Genomic DNA, 22,027 nt, shown 5'->3' on the forward strand with positions numbered 1-22,027 from the left:
TTTATTCCTTTTTTGTCATCAGAACCACGCACTCAACGTGTCCTGTACGCGGGAACAGGTCTACTCCGCAGACCTTATCCACGCTGTAGCCTCTTTCCGAGAGGAGCTTGGCGTCTCTTGCGGCGGTGGACGGATTGCAGGATATCATGACTATCTTCTCAGGAGCGGCATCGGCGATCACCTCCACAGTCTCCTGTGAGCAGCCCTTACGCGGCGGGTCAATGACAATGATATCGGGCTTGCAGCCCTGGCGGCGGAGCCTTCCGAAAACCTCGCCTGCGTCGCCGCAGTGGAACTCCGCATTGGTTATACCGTTGCGCAGGGCGTTTTCTTTTGCGTTCTCAACTGCCTGGGGTATGACCTCTACGCCAACTATCTTAGCAGCCCTTGCCGCCATTGAAAGGCCGATAGTACCTGCGCCGCAGTACAGGTCGGCAATGGTCTCGCTGCCCTTGGGAGCTGCGTATTCCAGGGCTTTTGCGTAAAGCCTCTCTGCCTGAACGGTATTGACCTGATAGAAGGAAAGGGGAGATATCTCCACGGTATTGCCGCACATGGTATCGGATATGGTATCGCTCCCCCACAGAGTAACGCAGTTATCTCCCAGGATAACGTTGGTTTTTGAGGGGTTTATATTCATGACAATGCTCTTTATGTCGGTATATTTTTCGGTGAGGCTCCTGCACAGCGCAGAAAGCTGTCTCGAAATATCCTTGCGCACTACCAGACAGACCATTATCTCACCCGAGTGAGCGCCTCTGCGGAGGTATATATGGCGGATAATGCCTGTATTTGAAGTCTCGTCGTAGACCGTGAGCTTCTTATCGTTGATGTATTCAAGGATACTGCTGATAATATCACTGAATATTCCGGGCTGCAAAGCGCAGTCCGCAACGGGGATCACTCTGTGGCTCCGCGGAGCGTAAAAACCGCAGACAGCCTTGCCGTTCTGCACTGCAAGGGGATACTGTGCCTTGTTGCGGTAGCGCTCTGTGGACTCAGCTCCCATAAAAGCGTCATATTCGGGGGTGAGACCGCCTATGCGCTCGAACGCGTCGCGGACTATGCCCTCCTTTGTGCGGCATTCCGCCTCATAGGTGATATGTCTGAGCAGGCAGCCTCCGCATTTATTATACACGGGACAGCTGTCTGTGATACGGTCGGGAGAGGGGGTGAGTATCCTCTGAGCTATACCGAAGGCGTAGCTTTTCAGCACCTTTACAATCTTTATCTCGGCAACGTCTCCCACAGCGGTCCCGGGGACAAAAACTGCCATTCCGTCCACGCGGCAGACGCCGCTGCCCTCAGATGTAAGACCTGTTATCTCGGCTGTACAGACCTGATTTTTTTCAGGCATTCCGTTACCTCCTCTTTCTTTTCCATGAGCTTGTCGAAGCTCCTGATGTATTCATAGGGGAATTTATAGTTATGTATGCGGCTTATTCTGCCGTCGGGGTAAACCAGCTTTGTGGAAGCGGCGCAGCCTGCCCCCAGTATGGTCTGGGTCTCATCCATGATGAAGATGTTGTAGTAGCTTTCGTAACCCTTTTTGGCGTAGCCCACGTTCTCAAGGTTGTCCACGGTATTCTTCTGGCGGTACATATAATAGGGCAGGTAGCCGTGGGACATAAGGGCGGGGATACTGTAGTCCACCATTTCCGCCGCAGGATTGGAGCTGTTTTCGCTGCCCTTCTCAAAGAGATTTGCGGAGCGCTTTATGGTGAGGGTATGTACGGTAATGCTTTCGGGGTCAAGCTCTATCATGCGGTCAAGTGTATTGCGGAAGCTCTCTGCCGATTCGGTGGGCAGTCCTGCAATAAGGTCGGTGTTGATATTGTCAAAGCCTGTCTTTCTTGCCAGCTCGAAGGCGCGTACAGCGTCCTCGCCGCTGTGCTGTCTGCCTATGACCTTCAGCACATCGTCGTTGAGGGTCTGGGGATTTACGGAGATGCGTCCAGCCCCCAGCTCCCTGATAACGCGGAGCTTCTCCTCTGTTATGGTGTCGGGACGGCCGGCCTCAACGCTGTACTCCCTTACCTTGTCAAGGTCGAAATTCTTCTCCACTGCCTCCATAATGGTGCGCAGCTCCTCCGCTGAAACTGAGGTGGGTGTACCGCCGCCGAAGTATATGGTATCTATTTTAGTACCTGTTTCCCTGACTATACGTCCCACTATCTCCAGCTCACGGCACAGAGCCGCTATGTACTCGGGCATGAGCTTTATGGCAGAGTCCATGGAATGGGATACAAAGGAGCAGTAGCTGCACCTTGTGGGGCAGAAGGGGATAGAAACATAGAGGCTCACTGCGGAGCTGTCTATCCTGTCGAGTATGGGAAGCTGATTTACTGCCGTATCATAGGCCAGCTTCAGCTTTTTTGACGATACCAGATATCTTTCGCCCAGCTGTGAATATATCTCCTCCTCGGAGCAGCCCTGACGTATAAGGTCTATGACCTTCTTGACGGGACGTATGCCCGTAAGCAGTCCCCATGGCGGAGTCACGCCTGTTTTCTTCACCATTATACTGAAAAGGCATCTGCATATGGTATACTCGGTGCCCTTTTTTTCGGCAGTACAGGGGAGTACGGCAGTTCTCTCCTCCACATCTCCGCCGAGGCATACCCTTACGGTGACCCTGTTGTCCTCTGTGACCTCGGTGTATACATAGTTGTCGCCTGCGGCGTCGGCCTTGTCCGATGAGAAGCTGAACCTTGCCGTGCTGAAAAACAGCTTCAGGGTAGCCTCCGTCTCGTATTTAAAAGAATGGCCGATCATAACAATCGGCATTTTGTAATTATTATCAGTCATTTTTTCCTCTGAACTGTTTCATATACGGATTTGCTTCGCGTTCGTAATCCAGTGTGGTGGACTCGTTGTGACCCGGGTATATCTTATAGTCGCCCTCGAGGCTGTAGAGCTTGCTGAGGGAGAAGTTAAGGGCTGCGGCGCTGCTGTGAGGGAAATCTGTTCTTCCCACCGAGCAGCAGAAAAGGGTATCGCCCGAGAATATCACGTCCTCGCAGATATAGCAGACGCTTCCGCGGGTATGTCCGGGAGTGCTCATTACGCGGAAGGAGCATTCGCCGTCGTTGATATAGCAGTCTCCGTAAACGCAGGTCCAGTCGGTTATGGGAACGAACTTCACGAAAGACATATTGCTTGCAAGGGAATGAGTCTCGCTGGAGAGCATATGAGCGTCCAGCTCATGAATGTATATCTCTGCTCCCGTGGCCTGATGAACCTCCTCGGCGCCTCCGATATGGTCAAAATGGCCGTGGGTCAGGAGTATTTTTGACAGGCGGAGCTTTTTCATTTTCAGGAATTCCAGAAGGAGACGGCTGTCGCCGCCGATATCGACGGCAACGCATCTGCCCGGAGCTGTTTCAACTATATAGCAGTTAGCGCGGAGTGGTCCGAGCTGAAGGTGGTGTACTTTCATATATTTCTCCTTAAATGGCGGCTCTTTCAACGGAAATAACGCCTTTTATCTTTCTTAGTTTCTCAAAGAGGTTTTTCAGCTGCTCTGTGCTGGATATAACGATGGTGCCTTCAAAGAGGGCGTTGCCGTTCTTCAGCACTCGTGAAGCCGAGTGAACTATGGGCACTCTTGCTTCCAGAAGGACTGCGGAAATGTCATATACCAGTCCCACTCTGTCGGTGGCAGTCACCTCAAAGCTGGTCTGGAGCTGTGTATCGCTGCTGTCCGTCCACTGGATATCCACCCAGCGTTCGAGCTCCTCGGGGTTGTTCCTTGCAAGGGCAGCCTTGTAATTGGTGCAGTTGGTGGTGTGTACGGAAACGCCGTAGCCTCGGGTGATAAAGCCTATGATATCGTCGCCGGGAAGGGGATTGCAGCACTGGGCGAACTTAATGAGCATATCGTCTATCTGATCCAGGACAATGCTGCTACGGCAGTTGGGCTTTGGCTTTACCAGCGGTATTACAGAGGGCTCGTCGTCCTTTTCATACAGCTTTTCGTACTTGTCCTTCAGGCGGGGGATTATCTTGGAAAGAAGGATACCGCCGTAGCCTATGGAGGCGTAGAAGTCGTCAAGAGTCTCGCAGTTGTGACGCTTGAAGTCGTCCTGTAGGAACTCGGTGTACTGCTCCTCCTTCAGGTTTATCCTGTGGCGCTTGAACTCGCGCTCCAGCTGGGTACGACCCTCAACGATATTCTCCTCGCGGCGTTCCTTCTTGAACCATGAGCGTATCTTGGAGCGTGCCTCGTTGGTCTGTACTATATTCAGCCATGCTCTGTTAGGACCCTTTTCGGGGTCCTTGCTGGTGATTATCTCGCAGATCTGTCCGGTCTGGAGCTGATAATCGAGGGGAACTATCCTTCCGTCCACCTTTGCACCGATGGTCTTGTGACCTATCTCGGTGTGGATACGGTAGGCGAAGTCAATGACTGTGGAGTTGACGGGAAGGCTCACCGACATACCCTTGGGAGTCATGACCACGATATCCTCGGGATCAAGGTCGGTCTTGATTATGCGGACGATCTCCTCCACGTCGTCGGAGGTCTGCTGTGCCTCTATGACCTGACGAACCCATGCAAGGCGCTGTTCCATTTTGTCCTTGCCCTGAATGCCCTCCTTGTACTTCCAGTGGGCGGCGATACCGTATTCAGCGGTCTCGTGCATATCCCATGTGCGTATCTGCACCTCGAAGGGTATACCCTCCTTGCCGAGAACGGTGGTGTGCAGAGACTGGTACATATTGTTCTTTGGGGTGGAGATATAGTCCTTGAAGCGGTTGGGCAGGGGCTTGAACATATCGTGGATAAGTCCCAGTACGTTGTAGCATTCCGCAATAGTGGTAACTATTATGCGGACGGCGTATTTATCGTATATCTCGTCGATATTCTTGTGGTTTATGAATATCTTCCTGTATATGCTGTAGATGCTCTTTACTCTGCCGTCTATCTGCGGCGGCTGAGAGAAGTCCTCTGAGCTGAAACGCTGGGCGATACGGCTCTTTATTATCTCGATGAAGGCCTCACGCTCCTCCTTTTTGTTCTCAAGGATATTCTCTATTTCCGAGTAGGCGTAGGGATCCAGGAAGTGGAAGGCCAGATCCTGCAATTCCTCCTTGATAGCTCTGATACCGAGTCTGTGAGCTATGGGAGCATAGATATTCATTGTCTCCAGAGCGGTGCTTCTCTGTTTTTCAAGAGGGCGGTACTTCAGAGTGCGCATATTGTGCAGGCGGTCGCTGAGCTTGATAATCATTACGCGGATATCCTGAGACATGGCCAGAAGTATCTTTCGGATATTCTCGGCCTGCTGCTCCTCCTTGGTGGAGGTGGGGATCTTGCTCAGTTTTGTTACTCCGTCTACCAGCAGTGCAACGTCCTGTCCGAAGCGCTTTTTCAGGTCGTCAAGGGTAGCGTCGGTATCCTCCACTACATCGTGGAGCAGGGCGGCGCATATGGTATCCGTGTCCATGCCCAGCTCAAGCAGGGTATAGGCGACTGCAAGGGGGTGGGTTATATAGGGCTTGCCCGATGAGCGGACCTGTCCTTCATGAGCCTTTGCGGCGAATTCGTATGCTGAGATTATCTTGCTGAGATCGTACTGCTTATCGTCTGTAAGAATCTTCTGTATTATTTTTTCGATGGTGAAATCGTCGTTGAAGTCGGGGATATCCTTGAGGAATTCCTCGGGATCGCGTGGAATGGCCGAATCGGGGATAGGTACCTCCAGCTCGTGATGTATGAGATTTGATATATTCATGTCATCTGTCATATCTATTCTCCTTGATCTATGCGGTTTGCCGTTTTCCTGAGTGATACAAGCACAGGAGCCGAGCTCAGGTCAGCCTTCTGTGTGACCTTGGCACGGGCTATCCTTGAATCGGAGCAGGAAACGGTTATTAGTCCAAGCTGTCTTAGCGCTTCAACGGAAACGCAGAACTTACAGTAATTGATGTTCCTGTCGTTCAGCTTTAAGTAAAGTGAATCGGAGCATATCCCCCCCTCGGGTATGGCCTTGTATATCTTCACGGCGTCGTCTCTCGAAGGAGTCATGCTGGGATAGTAGTTTGCAGGCAGCTCCTCGCCCCGCAGGAAGGCCTCGAAGGCCGAAAGGGCGGCAAAGTACTTGCTCTGCTCGAATATATGGGGGCGGATGTCGCTGACGATCATGCTGACCGTGCGGCTGCCGCGGTAATCGTTAATGCCCGGTGAAACTATCATATCGCAGATATCGCCCTTTGTGACGTTGAGCTCGTGGGGAGCCGTCCTGAACACCAGTGCTTCCGCCTGAGTGTAGCCCAGCTTTATCCTCAGCTTTGTGTGAGCCCCGTCGGAAAGGGGGATCATATCGGTTATCTGTGCGTTCTCTATGAAGAACAGGGGCTTTTCATTGTCCGTGCCGAAGGGCTCGAGGACGTTCAGTCCCTCAACATTCTCCACGGTGAGCTCCTGAGGAGAAATGGGGGAGTCCGCTTTCAGCTCCGCGGCAGGCATTATCCTGTGATTTTCAAGGGCGTACTTTTCCAGCAGGCTGCCGAACTTCTCTGTACAGCCACTTTTTATGGTGAAGCCTCCTGCGGCAGGGTGGCCGCCGAACTTGTCCAGTACCTCCGAAGCATAGCTGAGAGCTCCGAATACGGAAAACTCGCCGAAGGCTCTTGCGGAGCCCCTTATCTCGCCGTCGGTTTCCGACGCTATGAAGCAGGGCTTGCCGAAGCGTTCCGTTATCTTTGAAGCCACGATGCCGATGACTCCGTGATGCCAGTCCTTACCGCAGAGAAAAATGACTCTGCCCCGTATCAGTCCGGGAGACTTGTCGATCATGCCGTATATCTCGGAGACTATGGCGTTCTCCGTGTCCTTGCGCATATTATTGAGCCTGTCCAGCTCCTGTGCCGCAGCCAGAGCCTCGTCGTAGTCCTCGCACAGGAACAGCTCCGCGGCAGCCTTGGGAGAGCCGAAGCGTCCTGCGGCATTTATCCTCGGAGCGATACCGAAGCCTATAGATCGCGTATCTATGGGCTTGTCCGCAAGTCCGCAGACCTCCTTCAGAGCTATGAGTGAGGGGCGGTCCGAATTGCGTATGAGCTCCATGCCGTAGGCAACAAGGAAGCGGTTCTCACTTTTCAGGCTGACAATATCGGCGATGGTGGCAATAGCCGCAAGGTCGCCGAACTGCTCCAGCGCCATGGTATAATCGCCGCCGTCAAGAGCGGCTACCAGCTTCAGGGCTATGCCTGCACCGCACATATATTTGAATGGGGAGAAGCAGTCGCGCCTGTGCGGGTCAACTACCGCCTCTGCTCGGGGAAGCTGTTCTCCCTGCTGATGATGGTCCGTTACTACCAGCCTCATGCCCAGGGCGTAGATGTATTCCGCCTCGGAAATAGCCGATATGCCGTTATCCACTGTTATCACAAGAGAAACACCGTCGTCGTTCATCTTATCCACGGCCTTCATATTGAGCCCGTAGCCCTCGGAGCGTTCGGGAATATAGTATGTGACGTCCGCTCCCGCTTCCAGGAGGTAGGAATAGAGTATGACGGTGGACATTATGCCGTCGCAGTCGTAGTCGCCGTAGATACAGATACGCTCGCCGCTGTCTATGGCGCTGTTTATCGTATCCGCAGCCTCCTGCATATCCTTTATGAGAAAGGGGTCGGAAAGCTCATCGGCATTGAGGCTCTCCATGACCGAATCAGGCGAGGAATAGCCTTTCGCAGCAAGAGCTGCCGCTGCAAGTGAGCTGACTCCGCAGCCAAGCATAAGCGCAGAGACCGCATTTCTGTCGGGTCTGCCGACGGTCCATTTTTTCATACATATTCTCCTGACAACATGATATATAGTTCATTATATCACAAAAGCCCTGTTTTTTCAATAGAACAGGACAAAAAATCCAAATTGTAACCGAAAAGCCCCTGCATTTGCAGGGGCGGTATTCATGTTACGCTCTCGATCTTTATGCGGAGCTTCTTTATTATCTTCTTTTCCAGCCTTGATATGTATGACTGCGATATGCCGATACAGTCGGCCACCTCTTTCTGAGTCATCTCTCTGCCGTTGATGAGGCCGAAACGCATCTCCATAATCTCTCTTTCACGGTCGCAGAGCTCCGCCACGGCGCTGCGGAGGATCTCGCGCTCCGCCTCGGTCTCTATGCCCTTGTTGACAATATCGTCATCGGTGCCCAGTATATCCGAGAGGAGCAGCTCGTTGCCGTCGTAGTCTATATTCAGCGGCTCGTCTATGGAGAGGTCGTTGCGGTACTGCGAGGACTTGCGCAGGAACATGAGTATTTCGTTCTCGATGCACCGCGAGGCATAGGTGGCCAGCTTTATATTCTTCGTGGGACAGAAGGTGTTCACCGCCTTGATAAGGCCGATGGTGCCTATGGAGACAAGGTCCTCTATACCTATTCCCGTTGACTCGAATTTCTTGGCTATATATACCACAAGCCGCAGATTGTGCTCGATGAGGCATTTCCGTGCTGCGGGATCGTGCTCTGTAAGCCTTGCGAAGACCTCCGCCTCCTCCTGTCTTGTGAGAGGCGGGGGAAGGGTATCCGAGCCGTTTACATAGAATACCTCTCCTGTAAGGTGTTTTTTCACAAATGATCTTACTTTTTCGATAATGTTCATGTTTTTACTCCTTATGCCTATATTTTCAGCAGCTTCGGGTTGAATACCGCCTTTCCGCCGCATTCGCCGAAGCCTACGACAGCGTCGACCTTCTTCCTTCCGCCTTTTTCTCCGCAGCTTATGAGCACCTCGTCGGGGCGGAACACGGGTATCAGCCCTTCTCCCGAAACCGTGGAGCATGGCAGCAGACGGAATCCCCGCGGGAGGCTGTCCCTGTCAAGATGAGCTCCCGTAAGCTGTGCAAAGCTGTCCTCGGGACATATCAACACGGGAGAACCCGTAAAGAAATCCACAAGGCAGTTGCCCGTATCCGCCAGCCCGTTCAGAGATATTGTCCTGCCGCCCTTTCTTATGATAACGCTGTAGCCGTCGGCGGGAGCCCTGTCCCATATGAGACGAAGCACCCGAAGGGCAAAGTACATCACGGCTGTGGTGATTATGAGTATGAGCAGGGAGAAATCTATGTAGAAGCAGGCGTTGTTGAAGTGGATGAACTGCGGCTCCAGCAGGGAATATGCTCCGTATACCGCGCCTGCCAGCACGAAGTTCGCGCCGAAGAAGGCGGCGGTATTTATCATGAGCCGCCTGAACCCGTGATATCCGAAGGCGGCGGCAACTATGCTGACTGCCGCAGCCAGCTTTATTGTCAGGGACAGCGGAGCTCCCAGCTGCGGGAGAAGAATGGTCAGCGAGAAAAGGCTGCCGTAGACCGAGGCTGCCGCACATCTTCCGTTTTTCAGGGGGGAATGGGTAAGCCCTGCCGTTATCCGCAGCAGGAAGAAGTTCACATAGATGTTCAGAACGATGAGTACATCGACGTATATCGTCTCCACTAAGCACCTCCTGTCAGGCTGTCTTAATACATTATAATGCACTGCCTCCGCGTAATATGTCATAATCTGTCCGCGGCCGGTCCGGATATTGACAAAGGGGCAGCGCCATGCTATAATGGTTACTCAAGACAGACACGGAGTTTTTGAAACCGCTCTGTCTTACAGGACAAATCCATCGGCGAAAGGAAGGAAAAACTATGAAGATCGCAGTATTCTCAGACGTTCACGGAAATCTTGCGGCATTGAAAAAAGTGCTGAGACAGATCAAAGAAAAAGGCGCAGACCTGACAGTGTTTTTAGGAGACATTTTTCAGCGAGGCAATGAGGAGTTTGAATGTCTTGAGCTGTTGAAGGAAAGCGGTATCATCTGTCTCAAGGGTAACTGCGAACTTTACGCCGGGTACGGAGTAGATGTTGATCCCGATGTGGAGCATCTCAGGGCGTATTATGACGGTATCAGGGAAAGACTCACCCATGAGCAGATGGAGTTTATCAGGCAGCTGCCCTTGTTCTATGAGCTGGAATGTCACGGACATAAGCTGCGCTTTTCACATTTCCTGTTTCTTGATAAAGAGGCGGCATATCCGTTTTTACCGCTGTCGAGCCTGAAAAACGGCGAGTTCGACAAGGCCTGTGCAAGTGAAGAGGTAATGGGATATGATCTTGTTGCCGTGGGACACTCCCATCAGAACTTTGTGAAAGGAAAAGTAGTTTCTGTTTCGGCTGCGGGACTGGAGGGAGCTTCTTACCTTCTTATCGAAGTCAGCGAGGAGTCGGTCGGATTTGAGCACATAAGCCTTGACTGAGTATTAACACAGCCTACATATAAAGGAAAATGCCCCGCAGCGGTCTTTATCGCTGCGGGGCATGGCTTTTTATTGATATTGCGTTTCGTCAGATCATATCAGCGGCAGGAATATAGCGCCGAGTATCATTAATGCTGCAAGAGCCAGCACGATTATCCTCATCCACAGCTTCTTGTCGGTGCTTTTCTGCTTGTTTTTCACGGGCTGTACAGGCTTTGTCTCCTGCACCTTCCTGTTCTTTTTACTGCTCATTCATATCACCTCAATGTCTTTTTTTAGTACGTTTTTGCGGTTCGGTATATAATCGGAGTATATCTCCGACTTCTTTCTGTTTCCGTAGGCGGCCTTTTTTCTGTCGAATACGGGTTTGCCGTCGGGACGGCGGCTCCTGCCGCGCTCGGCATAGGGGCTTCCCTTGTAGAGCTTTACCTCCACCTTGTTGCCGTTGATCTTCATAGAGTCGGAGCTCTCGATGATGTAGTCGCACTCTGCCTCGGGCACTTCAACGGTGGTGTGCTCGTCGTATATGTCTATCTTGCCGAAGTCCTTGCCGGTCATTCCCGTGGCGTCCACCAGTGCGCCGAGAATGAAATTCGGAGCTATACGGCGGTTCCTGCCTATATTTATGACTATCCTTGCGGTCTTGGCGCCGCTGTTCCTGCCCTTTCTGAGAGGACGGGCGTTTTCAAGATCGGGGAGAGCCTCTGTCTCCGCGCGGAGCTGCTTTTCGATAACTCTTGCCGCGGCCTCGCGGTAGTCTATGCCCCGGGCAGCCAGCCTGTCAAGTATATCATAGGCGTTATGGCCTGCCTGAGCCTCTGAGATCTCCTTTATCATTGACTCCTTCTTCATGGCTATGATATCGGACTTCTCCGGGAGAGGCATCTCGCGTATCTCGGCGTGTATGTACTTTTCAATAGCGCGGAGATCGTAAAGCTGACGCCTGCCGCTTATAAGGGTATAAGCTGTACCCGTTCTGCCTGCACGGCCTGTTCTGCCAATGCGATGGATATAGTATTCGTTGTCCTGCGGCAGGTCGTAGTTGAACACCGCGTCGACTCCGCTGACGTCAATGCCTCTTGCAGCAACGTCCGTAGCCACAAGTATCTCCGCAGCTTTTCCCTTGAAGCTGTTCATGACCTGTGTACGCTGTATCTGCTTCATATCGCCGTGGAGGCCTGCCGCTCTGAAGCCGCTTTTCACCAGCTCGTCGGTAAGCTGATCCACCATGGCCTTTGTGTTGCAGAATACCATAGCGGAGGAGGGCTTGTATGCCGTAAGGAGGAGCTTCAGGGCGTCGGTCTTTCTGCCCATTGCCACCTCAAAGTAGAACTGCTCTATGAGCTCCACAGTCCTCTGTGCCGATTTTATCTTTATATGAACGGGATCGCGCTGGTACTTCTCGGTTATGGCCATGATCTCCTTTGGCATAGTTGCCGAGAAGAGCACGGTCTGTCTGTCCTCGGGGATATCTGCAAGTATGGTCTCTATATCCTCGCGGAAGCCCATATTCAGCATTTCGTCGGCCTCGTCCAGTATCACGGTGCGGATACTGTCCAGCTTCAGAGTGCGTCGGCGGATATGATCCATGACACGTCCCGGCGTACCTATGACGATATTGGCGCCGCGCTTCAGCTCATGTATCTGCTTTTCCATGCTTGCTCCGCCGTATACCGCTGAGGTCTTTACGCCCTCCTTGTATTTGGCGAATTTGCGTATCTCCTCGTTGGCCTGCATGGCAAGCTCACGGGTGGGGCAGAGTATCAGCACCACTGCCGACTTCCTGTCGGCCTCGGTTATGCTCTCAACGGCAGGTATGCCGAAAGCGGCGGTCTTTCCCGTGCCTGTGTTGGAGCGTCCCACCACGTCACGGCCTTCGAGGAGCAGCGGTATGCTCTCCTGCTGTATCTCGGTCATCTCCGTATATCCCAGCTCGCCAACGGCACGGAGAAGAGCCTGCGACAGATTCAGTTCATTAAAATTCATTATATTACCTTTCTTTCTGTATTCCAATACAACTTATAATAGCACAAAAAGCGGAAAAGGTCAAGAGAATAAGTGATGAGTTTTCGGTGAGTAGGAGGGATTATTGACAAATCGGCAGCAATGTTTTATAATAAATATAAAAATCAGCAGTAAAAGGAGCTTCGGAATGATACAGGACATCTATCCCAGCAGGCTGTATAACAGCTTTAAAAACCACGAAATCAGCAATAATGACTATCTTCTCTGCTTTGACGGCGAGGGAAGGGTGCTTGCGGATACCCGCAGCGGCAGCATTGTTTTCCCGAAAAGCGGTGATATCTCCGTCGGCAGGACTATCTACGGCTTTTCGGTGGATAATGACCGCTATTTCCTCGCTTTAGGTGAGACGGATAATACAGATACAGTCTTTGAGCACCTGACACTCCGTCAGCTCAGGGACAGATTCAGCGGAAAGGAGCTTTTTGCAGCCTTTACAGCCTATCACCTCTGGAATTGGTATAATGACAACAGCTTCTGCGGAAGGTGCGGAAATGGGTTTGTTTTAAGCAGTGACGAACGGGCGCTGAAATGCAGCAAATGCGGTAATACAGTTTATCCCAGAATAAACCCCGCGGTCATAGTTGGAGTTGTAAAGGGCGACAGCATACTTGTTACACGCTACCGCCGCGGATACGCTCATAACGCCCTTGTGGCAGGCTTTACCGAAATAGGCGAGACTCTCGAACAGACCGTTGAGCGCGAGGTCATGGAGGAGACAGGCGTGAAAGTCAGGAATATCAGGTACTATAAGTCCCAGCCATGGGGAATGGCGCAGGATATCCTTATAGGCTTCTTCTGCGAGGCAGACGGCAGCGGAGAGATACATATGGACGAAAACGAGCTGAAGTATGCGGAGTGGGTGAGCCGTGAGGAGCTGGAGCTCCAGCCCACGGATATCAGCCTGACAAACGAGATGATGAAGGTATTCAGAGACGGTAGAAACTTCTGATATAACAAGAAAGCCCTGTGAGCGGTCAGCCGTTCACGGGGCTTTGTTTATTTTCTGTTTATGCCTGTCAGGTCCTTTATGACTTCTCCCGCGATTATAAGTCCTGCCACTGACGGCACAAAAGATACAGACCCGGGAGTGGAGCGCCTGCCGCTGCCGCTGCGCATTTCTGTCTGTCCCGAGCCGTCATCAGCGGCCTCACCTACGGGAACAACGGGCTGCTCCTTAGAGTAGACCACCTTCAGCTTCTTTACGCCGCGGCGCTTGAGCTGATAGCGCATAGCCCTTGCAAGGGGGCAAACGGAGGTCCTGTATATATCCGTGACCTCAAATGCCGTAGGATCCAGCTTGTTTCCTGCGCCCATTGAGCTTATTACGGGAACTCCCGCCTTCTGCGCCTGCATGATGATCTCTGTCTTGCCTGTTACGGTGTCGATGGCGTCGATGATGTAGTCATACTGCGAAAAGTCAAGCTGATCGGCAGTTTCGGGCATATAGAACATCTTGTGGCAGGTAACTTTGCAGTCGGGATTGATGTCGTGTATGCGCTGAGCCGCCGCGTCCACCTTGTACATACCTACGGTGTTGTCAAGGGCGATTATCTGGCGGTTGATATTGGTCACGCATACCTTGTCGTCGTCGATAAGGTCAAGCGCCCCCACTCCCGAGCGGGCAAGAGCTTCAACGGCATAGCCGCCCACGCCGCCTACGCCGAAAACGGCAACACGGGAGTTTGCAAGGATTTTCATGGCTTCTTCGCCGAAAAGAAGCCCGGTTCTTGAAAAACGGTCGGACATAGTTTACTCCTTCTTATAGTGACTTTTCCATGTATCCGCAGGTAAACGGGAAGAAATCGAATTTTTTCGTGTCTGTATGTACAGCTCCCTGTTTTTCGTACCATTTGCGGAGCTTCTCATTTTCTTCAACTATGCTGAATACAAGCTTTTCGCAGCCTTTATCCTTTGCTTTTGCGCAGGCGTCGGCGAACAGAGCGCTGCCGATGTTTTTATGCCTGTATTCGGGAAGAACACAGAGGTTATTCAGCTCGCATTCATTGTTTTCGAGCAGAAGCAGGGAATAATATCCGATAATTCTTCCGCATTCGGAAAAATATCCGTACATCGGACGTTGCTCGCTGTCAAACTGCGAGTAGAGTTTATCATCAGTAGTTGCAAAGGCAACAAATCGGGGAGCGTTTTCAACAGTGAAGCCGAACTCGTCTGCAACAGTCATGAAGCTTGTCCTTATGACTTCCGTACATTCGGGAATATCATCTCTTTCTATAGCCTTTATCGTAAGTATTGAAGGCACTCTGAACTTTTCCAGACGGTAGAGCCTCTCCTCGTCAAGCTCCGCCTTGCCGTCCTTGTAGTCGTAGCCGAACTTCCTGTAGAACTGGCAGCCTGTAATGGACGAGGGTATCTCTATACGCTTTGCACGGAGGAAGTACTCGTCCTTTTCGAGAGTTTCCATAATGAGCCTGCCTACGCCTCTTCCCTGATACTCGGGAAGCACGAATATAGTGAACAGACTGCTCTCATCTTCCTTGCCCCAGTAAGGACCGATAGCTCCGCAGCCGATGATAGTATCGTTATCCTCTACTACATAGAAGTGCGTCCAGCCGGCGCGCTCGAGGATATTCTTAGGCTGCGTGATTTTGACCCACTCTTCCATGGACTCGGCAGGGTAGTCCTTAACGTTGGATATTCTTATAGTTTTTATAACAACAGCCGAAACTGCTTCTGCATCGGCTGTTTCAAATCTTCTTATGCTCATTTTCTTTCTCCTTTCTGAGTTTATGTGCGGTGATTATGGTATAGCTGTAGGCATTTACGGTAATTATACAGCCGTTCACGGTCACGTACCAGTTCTTGCCTCTGCGCTCGGTAACGGCTTCGGGAGCGCTTATTCTGTCCCTGCACCATTCAACGACATCGGCGCAGTCAAGGGAAAGATTTCGCCTTATACGAACTGCGCCAAGCTCCGTAGTATGGAGCTTGGCGATATTGTTCAGTAATTCCATTATTCTGTGATCCTGCGTGCTTCGATGTAGAATCTCTTGTCCTCGGCGTGTCCCATGGAGAATGTCTTTCTCGGGAGAGCGCCGTCTTTGATAACGGTGGGGAAGAGCTGAGACTTGTCCATATCCGGCAGTATGAACGCAATGCCATTATGCTTCTCAGCAAGTGACTTGACTGTATCGGCGCCGTGGATATAGTCTATCTTGCCGCCGTTTGCCTTGATGTAGCCGTCCAGGAAGTTCTGGAGAGAACCAACGGACAGGTTCGAGGACTTCTTGTTGATGTAGAGCTTCTTTTCGGTGCCCTTGCATGAGCAGATAACGTACTGATCGGATACCTTTGTCTCGGAGAGCTCAAGTGCAGCTGTGAGCTCGCCAATGAGCTTGTCACAGTCCACATCGTACACAAGGCGGTGGATAGCCTCGAATTTGAGTGCGTCGCTGTGGAGGTTAACTATCTCGGCAAGAGCATATCGGGCAGGGTGATTGGAGAAGTCCTTATCGGGATCAGCCTTTTTCAGCTGCTCGTAGAACTCCTTGGCAGTAGCGAGGGAGTGGTTTCCGTCGCCCATAGCGTAGAGGAGAACGGGAGTATCGGAAAGACCGTACTTCTTGCAGAAGGTGTCGGGGTCTGCCAGTGCGCAGAGAGCCTTGTCGACAGCCTCCTGAGCGGATTTGTCTACCAGCCAGCCCTTGATGCTGCCGCCGTTCTGCATGAGCTCCAGATCGTAGAGCTTGCTGTCGTCGGAAACGGTCTTTGCGAGGGGCTCGATAACAGTATTGTCAGGATCGTCAATGAGTATCATGATGTGGGGGAGTTCGAGGGGAGCGCCCTGTCTTACCTTGATACGGGGAGGTATACGCTCGATGACAGTAGCCTCGGTAGCTCTTACCTCTGAGGTGCTGCCCTTTGAGAAATCGTACTTTTCCAGGTCGATAGCGCCCACGATGCCCTGACGGAGAATGCCGTTGCTCTGAACGCGCTCAACGTAGACCATAGCGTCCTTGTACTCGGTGAATATACCGTCGGCAAGGTACTTGTCCATAGACTTATGTATATTGTCGATACGCTCTGCAACGCCGTCCTGCTCGAGGTAGAGCTCGGGGAGGATAAGGTTCAGCGTAGAGGGAGCGCTGCCCACAGTAGCGCTTACCTCGTCCCAGTACTCAGGCTCGCTGGTGTACTGGTCGCAGGCGATAACGGACCACTTGTGCATATCGCAGTCCTTGGGGATAAGAATGTCAGCGGAATGAAAAGCAGTTGAGTTCATGGTAAATACTCCTTTATAGTTATTGGTTTTTAGTGCTCAGTGCTTAGTATGGGCGGATGCCCAAGAGTTTAGAATTGAGAGTTGATGTGCTCTCTTCGCACACATTATTTCAATAAGTCGCCGTCGGACGACACAACAGCTCTCAACTCTGAACTTTTTTCATTTCATTAAAGAGCCTGCCCACGGGAAGCCCCACCACATTGAAGAAATCTCCGTCAATGTGGGAGATAAGTGCGGAGCCAAGCCCCTGTATGCCGTAGCCTCCCGCCTTGTCGTAGGGCTCATCGGTATCGGCGTAGGCCTCTATTTCGGCAGCCGTGAGTTCCCTGAAAGTAACGTCTGTCACCTCGGAAAAGGAGGAGATCCTGCCGCCGCTGATAATGCAGCAGCCCGTGACTACCTGATGTGTACGTCCCGAGAGCTTGGATATATCGGCAATGCACTGAGCTTTGTCCTTAGGCTTGCCCAGTATCTCGCCGCCGCAGATCACCGTGGTGTCGCAGCCTATAACAACGCTGTCGGGGTACTTTTCCGCAGCCGCTTTTGCTTTCAGCACCGCAAGATACTCGGAAGCCTTCATGGGCTCGATATCGGGGGGGAGAGTCTCGTCGCAGTCCGTTGAGACCGCCTCGAAATCCTCGGTTATGTATCTCATCAGCTCACGCCGTCTCGGTGAAGCTGATGCAAGTATTATCTTCATCATATTCTCCATATCTTTATTTCACGGCTCCCATACGAAAAGCCCCTCCGACTTTGCAAGCTGCTCCATCAGCTGTCTTATCCCGCCCGCAGAGGAGAACACCGTCATGTGTGTGTCGTCTGTATCCACGGAAATAAGGGTATCCTCGGAAGGTATGAGTATATACACCAGTCCGTCCGCGGCCATGATAAGGTCTGAGAGCTGCTGCGGAGAGGGCGCGGCTGTCTCATGTTCTCTAAGGCAGTCGTATGCCGTGACGTCGTAATAGCAGTTGAGTTTCAGTATGATATTCAGGAATTTTCTGCGGAGCTCCGCAGAATAGGGCGGATCGAGGAAAAACTTCTCGATCCCGAAGAAATTGCCGCCTGAGTCCTCGGGGACGCGCCGCGGAAGGAAGTCCACAACGAAATATTCACCGCCGAGGAGGCGTTCTGTAAGCTGTTCGTTCATAGCTGCCTCTTTAATAGTTTATTCTACAATCAATTCTATCACAAGGACAGTTGTATGTCAAGGCAGGAAGTCCTCTCATTGTTCATTTTGTATCAGTATTCGTAAGAATTATTGAATATTTTTTACTGTATCATTTTTGTGTCACTATTGAATTGTGAATTGAAATGTTGTATAATTATTAGGTATTTATTTATGTAAAAGAGGGTAATAATGATATGAATGAAAGAGGATTCGGAGGACCGCGCGGCAATTACGGACCTCCGCAGGGGATAGGCGGACCACCTCCGGGTGCAGGCGGACCACCTCCGGGCGCAGGCGGACCACCTCGGGGCGCAGGCGGACCTCCCGATGGAATGGGCAATCCGCTGGGATATGCTCCTGTGCGCTCGCTGATGATGAAGTTTGCAATACCCAGTATAATCGGTATGCTGGTAAGTGCTCTTTATAATATGGTAGATCAGCTGTTTATCGGAAAAGCAGTTGGTACCCTGGGCAACACGGCTACCTCCATAGCCTTCCCCTTTACGACGGGGTGTATGGCACTGGCGCTTCTGCTGGGAATAGGCGGCGCGTCATGCTTCAATCTCACCCTTGGAATGGGCGATAAGAAAAGAGCTCCCTATTTTGCGGGAAATGCTCTTTCGCTTATGGTGGTCAGCGGAGTTATCCTTTCCGCGTTGACACTGATATTCCTGACGCCTCTGCTGAAATGCTTCGGCGCCACGCCTGCAGTGCTGCCCTATGCGCAGGAATATGTAAAGTATACGGCACTGGGCTTCCCGTTCCTGATACTCACATCGGGAGGCGGACATATAATCCGTGCGGACGGCAGTCCGAAAATGACCATGATATGCAACATCACGGGCGCTGTGATAAACACGGTGCTTGATGCAGTGTTTGTTCTCGGCCTTGACTGGGGAATGAAGGGCGCTGCTATCGCTACTGTGATCGGACAGGTGGTTTCGGCCGTGATCGTAGTGGTTTACTGCTTCAACTTCAAGACGGTCTACCTTTTCGGTATGCACCTTTTCCCGAAGGGAAACATAGTCGGCAGGATATGCTCCATAGGAATGGCTTCCTGCTTCAATCAGCTGGCTATTGCCGTTGTGCAGATCGTTCTCAATAATTCTCTGAGACATTACGGAGCTCTTTCGGAGTACGGTGCAGATGATCCCATAGCTGTAGCGGGTATCGTCATGAAGGTCAATATGATAGTATTCTCCATTGTTATCGGACTTGCTCAGGGAACCCAGCCCATCGAGAGCTTCAACTACGGTGCGCAGAAGTACGACAGAGTAAGGAGCGCATTCTGGATGGCTCTGAAGACGGGAGCTGCCATATCTCTGGTGGCGTTCGTGATCTTCCAGCTGTTCCCGAAGCAGATACTCGGCGTATTCGCCAATGATCAGGCAAGCGCGGGATATTATAAGTTCGGAGCCAGATTCTTCCGAATATCATTTTTCTTCACCTGGCTGAACTGTCTCCAGCCCATAACCTCCACGTTCTTCACGTCCATAGGAAAGCCCATAAAGGGTGTGTTCCTGTCGCTGACAAGGCAGATACTCTTCTTCCTGCCGCTGCTGCTGGTGCTTCCTATGTTCTTTGATATAGACGGTATCCTTTATACAGGACCTATCGCAGACGGACTTGCTGCTCTGGTTGCCGTTCTTATGGCACGGCATGAGTTCAAGGAAATGCGGAAGCTGGACTTCTATTATTAAAACAAAAATAAAATTCCCGCAGTATTGATTTATTGTGGGAATTTTGTTATAATATTTAGGTGTGCTGGGGCATAGCCAAGCGGTAAGGCAACAGACTTTGACTCTGTCACTCGTGGGTTCAAATCCCGCTGCCCCAACCAGCGCCGGGCGGGCGCGCGCAGTTTCGCGGCTTAGTTTTACTGAGCCGCGAATTTTTTTCGCGACCCATACCGTATCTAAATCGCTTCACCTTGCCGGCACAGCTCGCGTTTCACATATTGTGGAACGCTTTTTTTATTCACGAAAATTTTTTCAGATTATATGAAACACTTTCCGTTTTGGTATCGATAGTAATGTATGAAGGCGAACGGAGCAGAGAGCTGCCGTACAAAAGCCGGTTATTCAAATAAGGAGAGTTAAATATGAAAAAAAGAATTATTGCTGCAATTACAATATCCATGCTTCTGGTGGGCTGCGGAGAGATATCGGTCAAAGATGCTGATGTCTCGGAGCTCAGCTTACAGAAGGTGACTACAACGTCCGTTGCCGGGACTCAGGCTTCTACAGAAGCGACTTCCGCAACAGCTGAAAAGACAGAGCAGACTTCAGAGGCTGCAAAGCCTTCCGAGAATACAGGCGCAGATGCTTCCGCTGATGTACAGTCAGAGGCACAGGCCGAGCCTGCCCCTGCTGATGTACAGGCAGATAATACCGTGCCCGACTCTCAGCCTGCGGCTGATGCATCTCAGAAGGATCCCTTCGCAGGCACTTTCTATGAGAGCAAGGTGGGCAGAGGCGCAATGACTATCACAAATATCGGAGACGCTACATACAGCGTTAAGGTAAGCTGGCCGGGCACATCTTCCGGAGAAATGATCTATGAGGTCAGCGGAGAGTTCAATGGCAGAGGCGTGATGCATTACACGGACTGCGTGAAGAAGTACAGAACCACCACGGATAATGTCAACTTTAACGATGAGGTAGAATATACCGACGGAACAGGTTATTTCATGATTTCAAACGATGGTGAGAATGAAGGTATCACCTGGCACAGTGATAAAGCTGAAGATGGAGGTTATGACTTCCGGTTTATCAGGTCATGAGGGAAAAAAGGATAAATATGTGAAAAAACGGAGCGGCTTTGGGGCCGCTCTTTTGTTTTGAAAAAGAGGAGATTATATTACATAATATAGATATTATATTAGATATTATTAAAATGTAATAACGGCAGCTGATTTTCCTTACGGTATATTTTTCTTGGCAAACAATTGTGGACATAGTCAAAATAGTAAAATGTCATATGTTTTTTATATATCTGCGAACAGCTTAAAATGCGATATTAGCGGCACGAAATGAAGTCGGCGGCAAATGCGTTTTGGTATTTTGCATATATTTACGTCCCGTATATTATACAAAACCCCGAATAATGGAAAAGCTATTGACATCACGCTGAATAGGGTGTAATATAATATTATAAACATAATTAACATCCGCTTCTACGGAAGCTTATACCATTCAGGGGGTAGTATTATCATGAAGAAGCTTATTGCAGCAGCTATGGCTACGGTCATGGTCGGAAGTCTTGCATCCTGCGGCAAGGATCAGGGCTCAAAAGAGGAAGAGACAAAAAAGATCGGTCTGGCAATGCCTACTCAGGATCTTGAGCGCTGGAACAACGACGGCGAGTACCTGAAGAAGCAGTTCGAGGAAGCAGGCTATGAGGTAGAGCTCAAGTATTCACAGGGCGATGCCACAAAACAGAATAATGACATAATCGGTATGATCGCTGACGGAGTTGATCTTCTGCTGGTGGCTCCTGTTGAGGGAGACAAGCTGTCAAAGACTCTCGATGAGGCAAAGGCAAAGAATATCCCTGTGGTTTCCTATGACCGTCTTATAATGGATACAGACGCTATCACATATTATGTATCCTTCGATAACTATACAGTAGGTAAGCTTCAGGGCGAATTTGTCCGCGACGAGCTCCAGCTGAATTCCACCGACGGACCTTACAATGTAGAGTTCGTTTCGGGAGATCCGGGAGATAACAATGCACGTTATTTCTTCAGCGGCGCTTATGATACACTTCAGAGCTATATCGATTCGGGCAAGATCGTTGTTCCTTCGGGCAAGACCACCTTTGAGCGCGTTGCTACCGACGGCTGGACCAGTGACAATGCCGAGAAGGATATGAAGACGAATCTGTCGTCCAATTATAAGGATAAGGAACTCGATGCTGTTGTATGCTCCAACGATTCCACGGCTCTCGGCGTAACAAGAGCTATCGAATCGAGCTACAAGGGCAGAAACCTTCCTCTTATCACAGGACAGGACGGCGATATCGAGAATCTCCGCAATATCGTTGACGGAAAGCAGTCTATGACTGTTTACAAGAATATCAACGACGAGGCAGGCGTTGCTCTTGAAGTCTGCAAGAAGCTCCTGGCAGACGAGATACCTGCTGCAAGTCTTGTTGATTCGCTGTCTGTAGAGTGCGAATTCGATACAGACTCCTACAACAACGGCAAGAAGTATGTTCAGTCCTATCTGCTGGTACCCAATGTCATCACAAAGGATAATCTCCAGCTTCTGGTAAACACAGGCCTTTACCAGTGGGACGCTGATGACAAGTATCTCGAACTTGTTAAGTGATTGTATAT

At 51.0% G+C, this 22,027-nt stretch carries 20 protein-coding genes and 1 tRNA gene; 6 read left to right on the forward strand and 15 right to left on the reverse strand.

Annotated features, from left to right (window positions below; genetic code table 11):
- Nucleotide 1: 1 nt before the first annotated feature.
- The 7 genes from rlmD to Q0Y65_RS06500 all read right to left on the reverse strand — a co-directional run bounded on the left by rlmD (nt 2) and on the right by Q0Y65_RS06500 (nt 9,446).
- A complete protein-coding gene (gene rlmD, locus Q0Y65_RS06470) occupies nt 2–1,357 on the reverse strand; it encodes a 23S rRNA (uracil(1939)-C(5))-methyltransferase RlmD (protein ID WP_297958343.1) in 1,356 nt (451 codons plus the stop codon).
- On the reverse strand, nt 1,321–2,808 hold the full coding sequence (hemZ, locus tag Q0Y65_RS06475; RefSeq protein ID WP_297958345.1) for a coproporphyrinogen dehydrogenase HemZ: 1,488 nt from the start codon (nt 2,806–2,808) through the stop codon (nt 1,321–1,323). The genes rlmD and hemZ overlap by 37 nt, the downstream gene beginning before the upstream one ends.
- Nucleotides 2,801–3,439, reverse strand: coding sequence for an MBL fold metallo-hydrolase (locus tag Q0Y65_RS06480; protein ID WP_297958347.1), 639 nt, complete (start codon nt 3,437–3,439; stop codon nt 2,801–2,803). Before Q0Y65_RS06480 ends, hemZ begins: the two co-directional genes overlap by 8 nt.
- A 10-nt stretch (nt 3,440–3,449) precedes the next feature.
- On the reverse strand, nt 3,450–5,747 hold the full coding sequence (locus Q0Y65_RS06485; RefSeq protein WP_297958349.1) for a bifunctional (p)ppGpp synthetase/guanosine-3',5'-bis(diphosphate) 3'-pyrophosphohydrolase: 2,298 nt from the start codon (nt 5,745–5,747) through the stop codon (nt 3,450–3,452).
- Between the two features lie 2 nt (nt 5,748–5,749).
- Entirely contained in the window at nt 5,750–7,792 is a 2,043-nt protein-coding gene (recJ, locus tag Q0Y65_RS06490) for a single-stranded-DNA-specific exonuclease RecJ (protein WP_297958351.1), read from the reverse strand.
- Nucleotides 7,793–7,914: 122 nt separating this feature from the next.
- Complete coding sequence (gene sigE / locus Q0Y65_RS06495; RefSeq protein WP_297958353.1) at nt 7,915–8,613, reverse strand: RNA polymerase sporulation sigma factor SigE; 699 nt, start codon at nt 8,611–8,613, stop codon at nt 7,915–7,917.
- Between the two features lie 17 nt (nt 8,614–8,630).
- On the reverse strand, nt 8,631–9,446 hold the full coding sequence (locus tag Q0Y65_RS06500; protein WP_297958355.1) for a sigma-E processing peptidase SpoIIGA: 816 nt from the start codon (nt 9,444–9,446) through the stop codon (nt 8,631–8,633).
- Between the two features lie 197 nt (nt 9,447–9,643).
- Between Q0Y65_RS06500 and Q0Y65_RS06505 the strand changes: the two genes are divergently transcribed.
- Entirely contained in the window at nt 9,644–10,252 is a 609-nt protein-coding gene (locus tag Q0Y65_RS06505; protein WP_297958357.1) for a metallophosphoesterase, read from the forward strand.
- 93 nt (nt 10,253–10,345) lie between these two features.
- On the opposite strand, the gene Q0Y65_RS06510 is transcribed toward Q0Y65_RS06505, so the two are convergent.
- Nucleotides 10,346–10,504 carry a hypothetical protein gene (locus Q0Y65_RS06510; protein ID WP_297958359.1) on the reverse strand — a complete coding sequence of 53 codons (159 nt, stop codon included), beginning with the start codon at nt 10,502–10,504 and terminating at the stop codon, nt 10,346–10,348.
- Nucleotides 10,505–12,238: a DEAD/DEAH box helicase gene (locus Q0Y65_RS06515; protein ID WP_297958361.1), complete on the reverse strand. Its 1,734-nt coding sequence runs from the start codon at nt 12,236–12,238 to the stop codon at nt 10,505–10,507.
- A gap of 166 nt (nt 12,239–12,404) precedes the next feature.
- Between Q0Y65_RS06515 and nudC the strand changes: the two genes are divergently transcribed.
- Nucleotides 12,405–13,226, forward strand: a complete 822-nt coding sequence (nudC, locus tag Q0Y65_RS06520; RefSeq protein WP_297958363.1) for an NAD(+) diphosphatase — start codon at nt 12,405–12,407, stop codon at nt 13,224–13,226.
- A 47-nt stretch (nt 13,227–13,273) separates the two neighbouring features.
- Here nudC and Q0Y65_RS06525 read toward each other — a convergent pair whose 3' ends face one another.
- The 6 genes from Q0Y65_RS06525 to Q0Y65_RS06550 form a co-directional block, all read right to left on the reverse strand.
- On the reverse strand, nt 13,274–14,023 hold the full coding sequence (locus Q0Y65_RS06525) for a tRNA threonylcarbamoyladenosine dehydratase (RefSeq protein ID WP_297958364.1): 750 nt from the start codon (nt 14,021–14,023) through the stop codon (nt 13,274–13,276).
- A gap of 13 nt (nt 14,024–14,036) precedes the next feature.
- Nucleotides 14,037–15,002, reverse strand: a complete 966-nt coding sequence (locus tag Q0Y65_RS06530) for a GNAT family N-acetyltransferase (RefSeq protein WP_297958365.1) — start codon at nt 15,000–15,002, stop codon at nt 14,037–14,039.
- Nucleotides 14,983–15,249 (reverse strand): DUF3781 domain-containing protein, encoded by a 267-nt coding sequence (locus tag Q0Y65_RS06535; protein WP_297958366.1) that lies wholly within the window; start codon nt 15,247–15,249, stop codon nt 14,983–14,985. Before Q0Y65_RS06535 ends, Q0Y65_RS06530 begins: the two co-directional genes overlap by 20 nt.
- The gene (locus Q0Y65_RS06540) at nt 15,249–16,517 is read right to left on the reverse strand and encodes a DUF1015 domain-containing protein (protein ID WP_297958368.1); all 1,269 of its coding nucleotides are present in this window, start codon (nt 16,515–16,517) and stop codon (nt 15,249–15,251) included. Before Q0Y65_RS06540 ends, Q0Y65_RS06535 begins: the two co-directional genes overlap by 1 nt.
- Nucleotides 16,518–16,659: 142 nt before the next feature.
- Nucleotides 16,660–17,229, reverse strand: coding sequence for a nucleoside triphosphate pyrophosphatase (locus Q0Y65_RS06545; protein ID WP_297958370.1), 570 nt, complete (start codon nt 17,227–17,229; stop codon nt 16,660–16,662).
- Between the two features lie 9 nt (nt 17,230–17,238).
- The gene (locus tag Q0Y65_RS06550; protein ID WP_297958372.1) at nt 17,239–17,667 is read right to left on the reverse strand and encodes a hypothetical protein; all 429 of its coding nucleotides are present in this window, start codon (nt 17,665–17,667) and stop codon (nt 17,239–17,241) included.
- 215 nt (nt 17,668–17,882) lie between these two features.
- Between Q0Y65_RS06550 and Q0Y65_RS06555 the strand changes: the two genes are divergently transcribed.
- The 4 genes from Q0Y65_RS06555 (at nt 17,883) to Q0Y65_RS06570 (ending at nt 22,019) form a co-directional block, all read left to right on the forward strand.
- On the forward strand, nt 17,883–19,388 hold the full coding sequence (locus Q0Y65_RS06555; RefSeq protein ID WP_297958374.1) for an MATE family efflux transporter: 1,506 nt from the start codon (nt 17,883–17,885) through the stop codon (nt 19,386–19,388).
- A 65-nt stretch (nt 19,389–19,453) separates the two neighbouring features.
- A tRNA-Gln gene (locus Q0Y65_RS06560) sits at nt 19,454–19,528 on the forward strand.
- 261 nt (nt 19,529–19,789) lie between these two features.
- Nucleotides 19,790–20,470 carry a hypothetical protein gene (locus Q0Y65_RS06565; protein ID WP_297958376.1) on the forward strand — a complete coding sequence of 227 codons (681 nt, stop codon included), beginning with the start codon at nt 19,790–19,792 and terminating at the stop codon, nt 20,468–20,470.
- 430 nt (nt 20,471–20,900) lie between these two features.
- Nucleotides 20,901–22,019: a sugar-binding protein gene (locus Q0Y65_RS06570; RefSeq protein WP_297958379.1), complete on the forward strand. Its 1,119-nt coding sequence runs from the start codon at nt 20,901–20,903 to the stop codon at nt 22,017–22,019.
- Nucleotides 22,020–22,027 lie beyond the last annotated feature (8 nt).

The organism is uncultured Ruminococcus sp. (genome assembly GCF_947301925.1).
In the GTDB taxonomy this organism is placed as follows: Bacteria; Bacillota; Clostridia; order Oscillospirales; family Ruminococcaceae; genus Ruminococcus.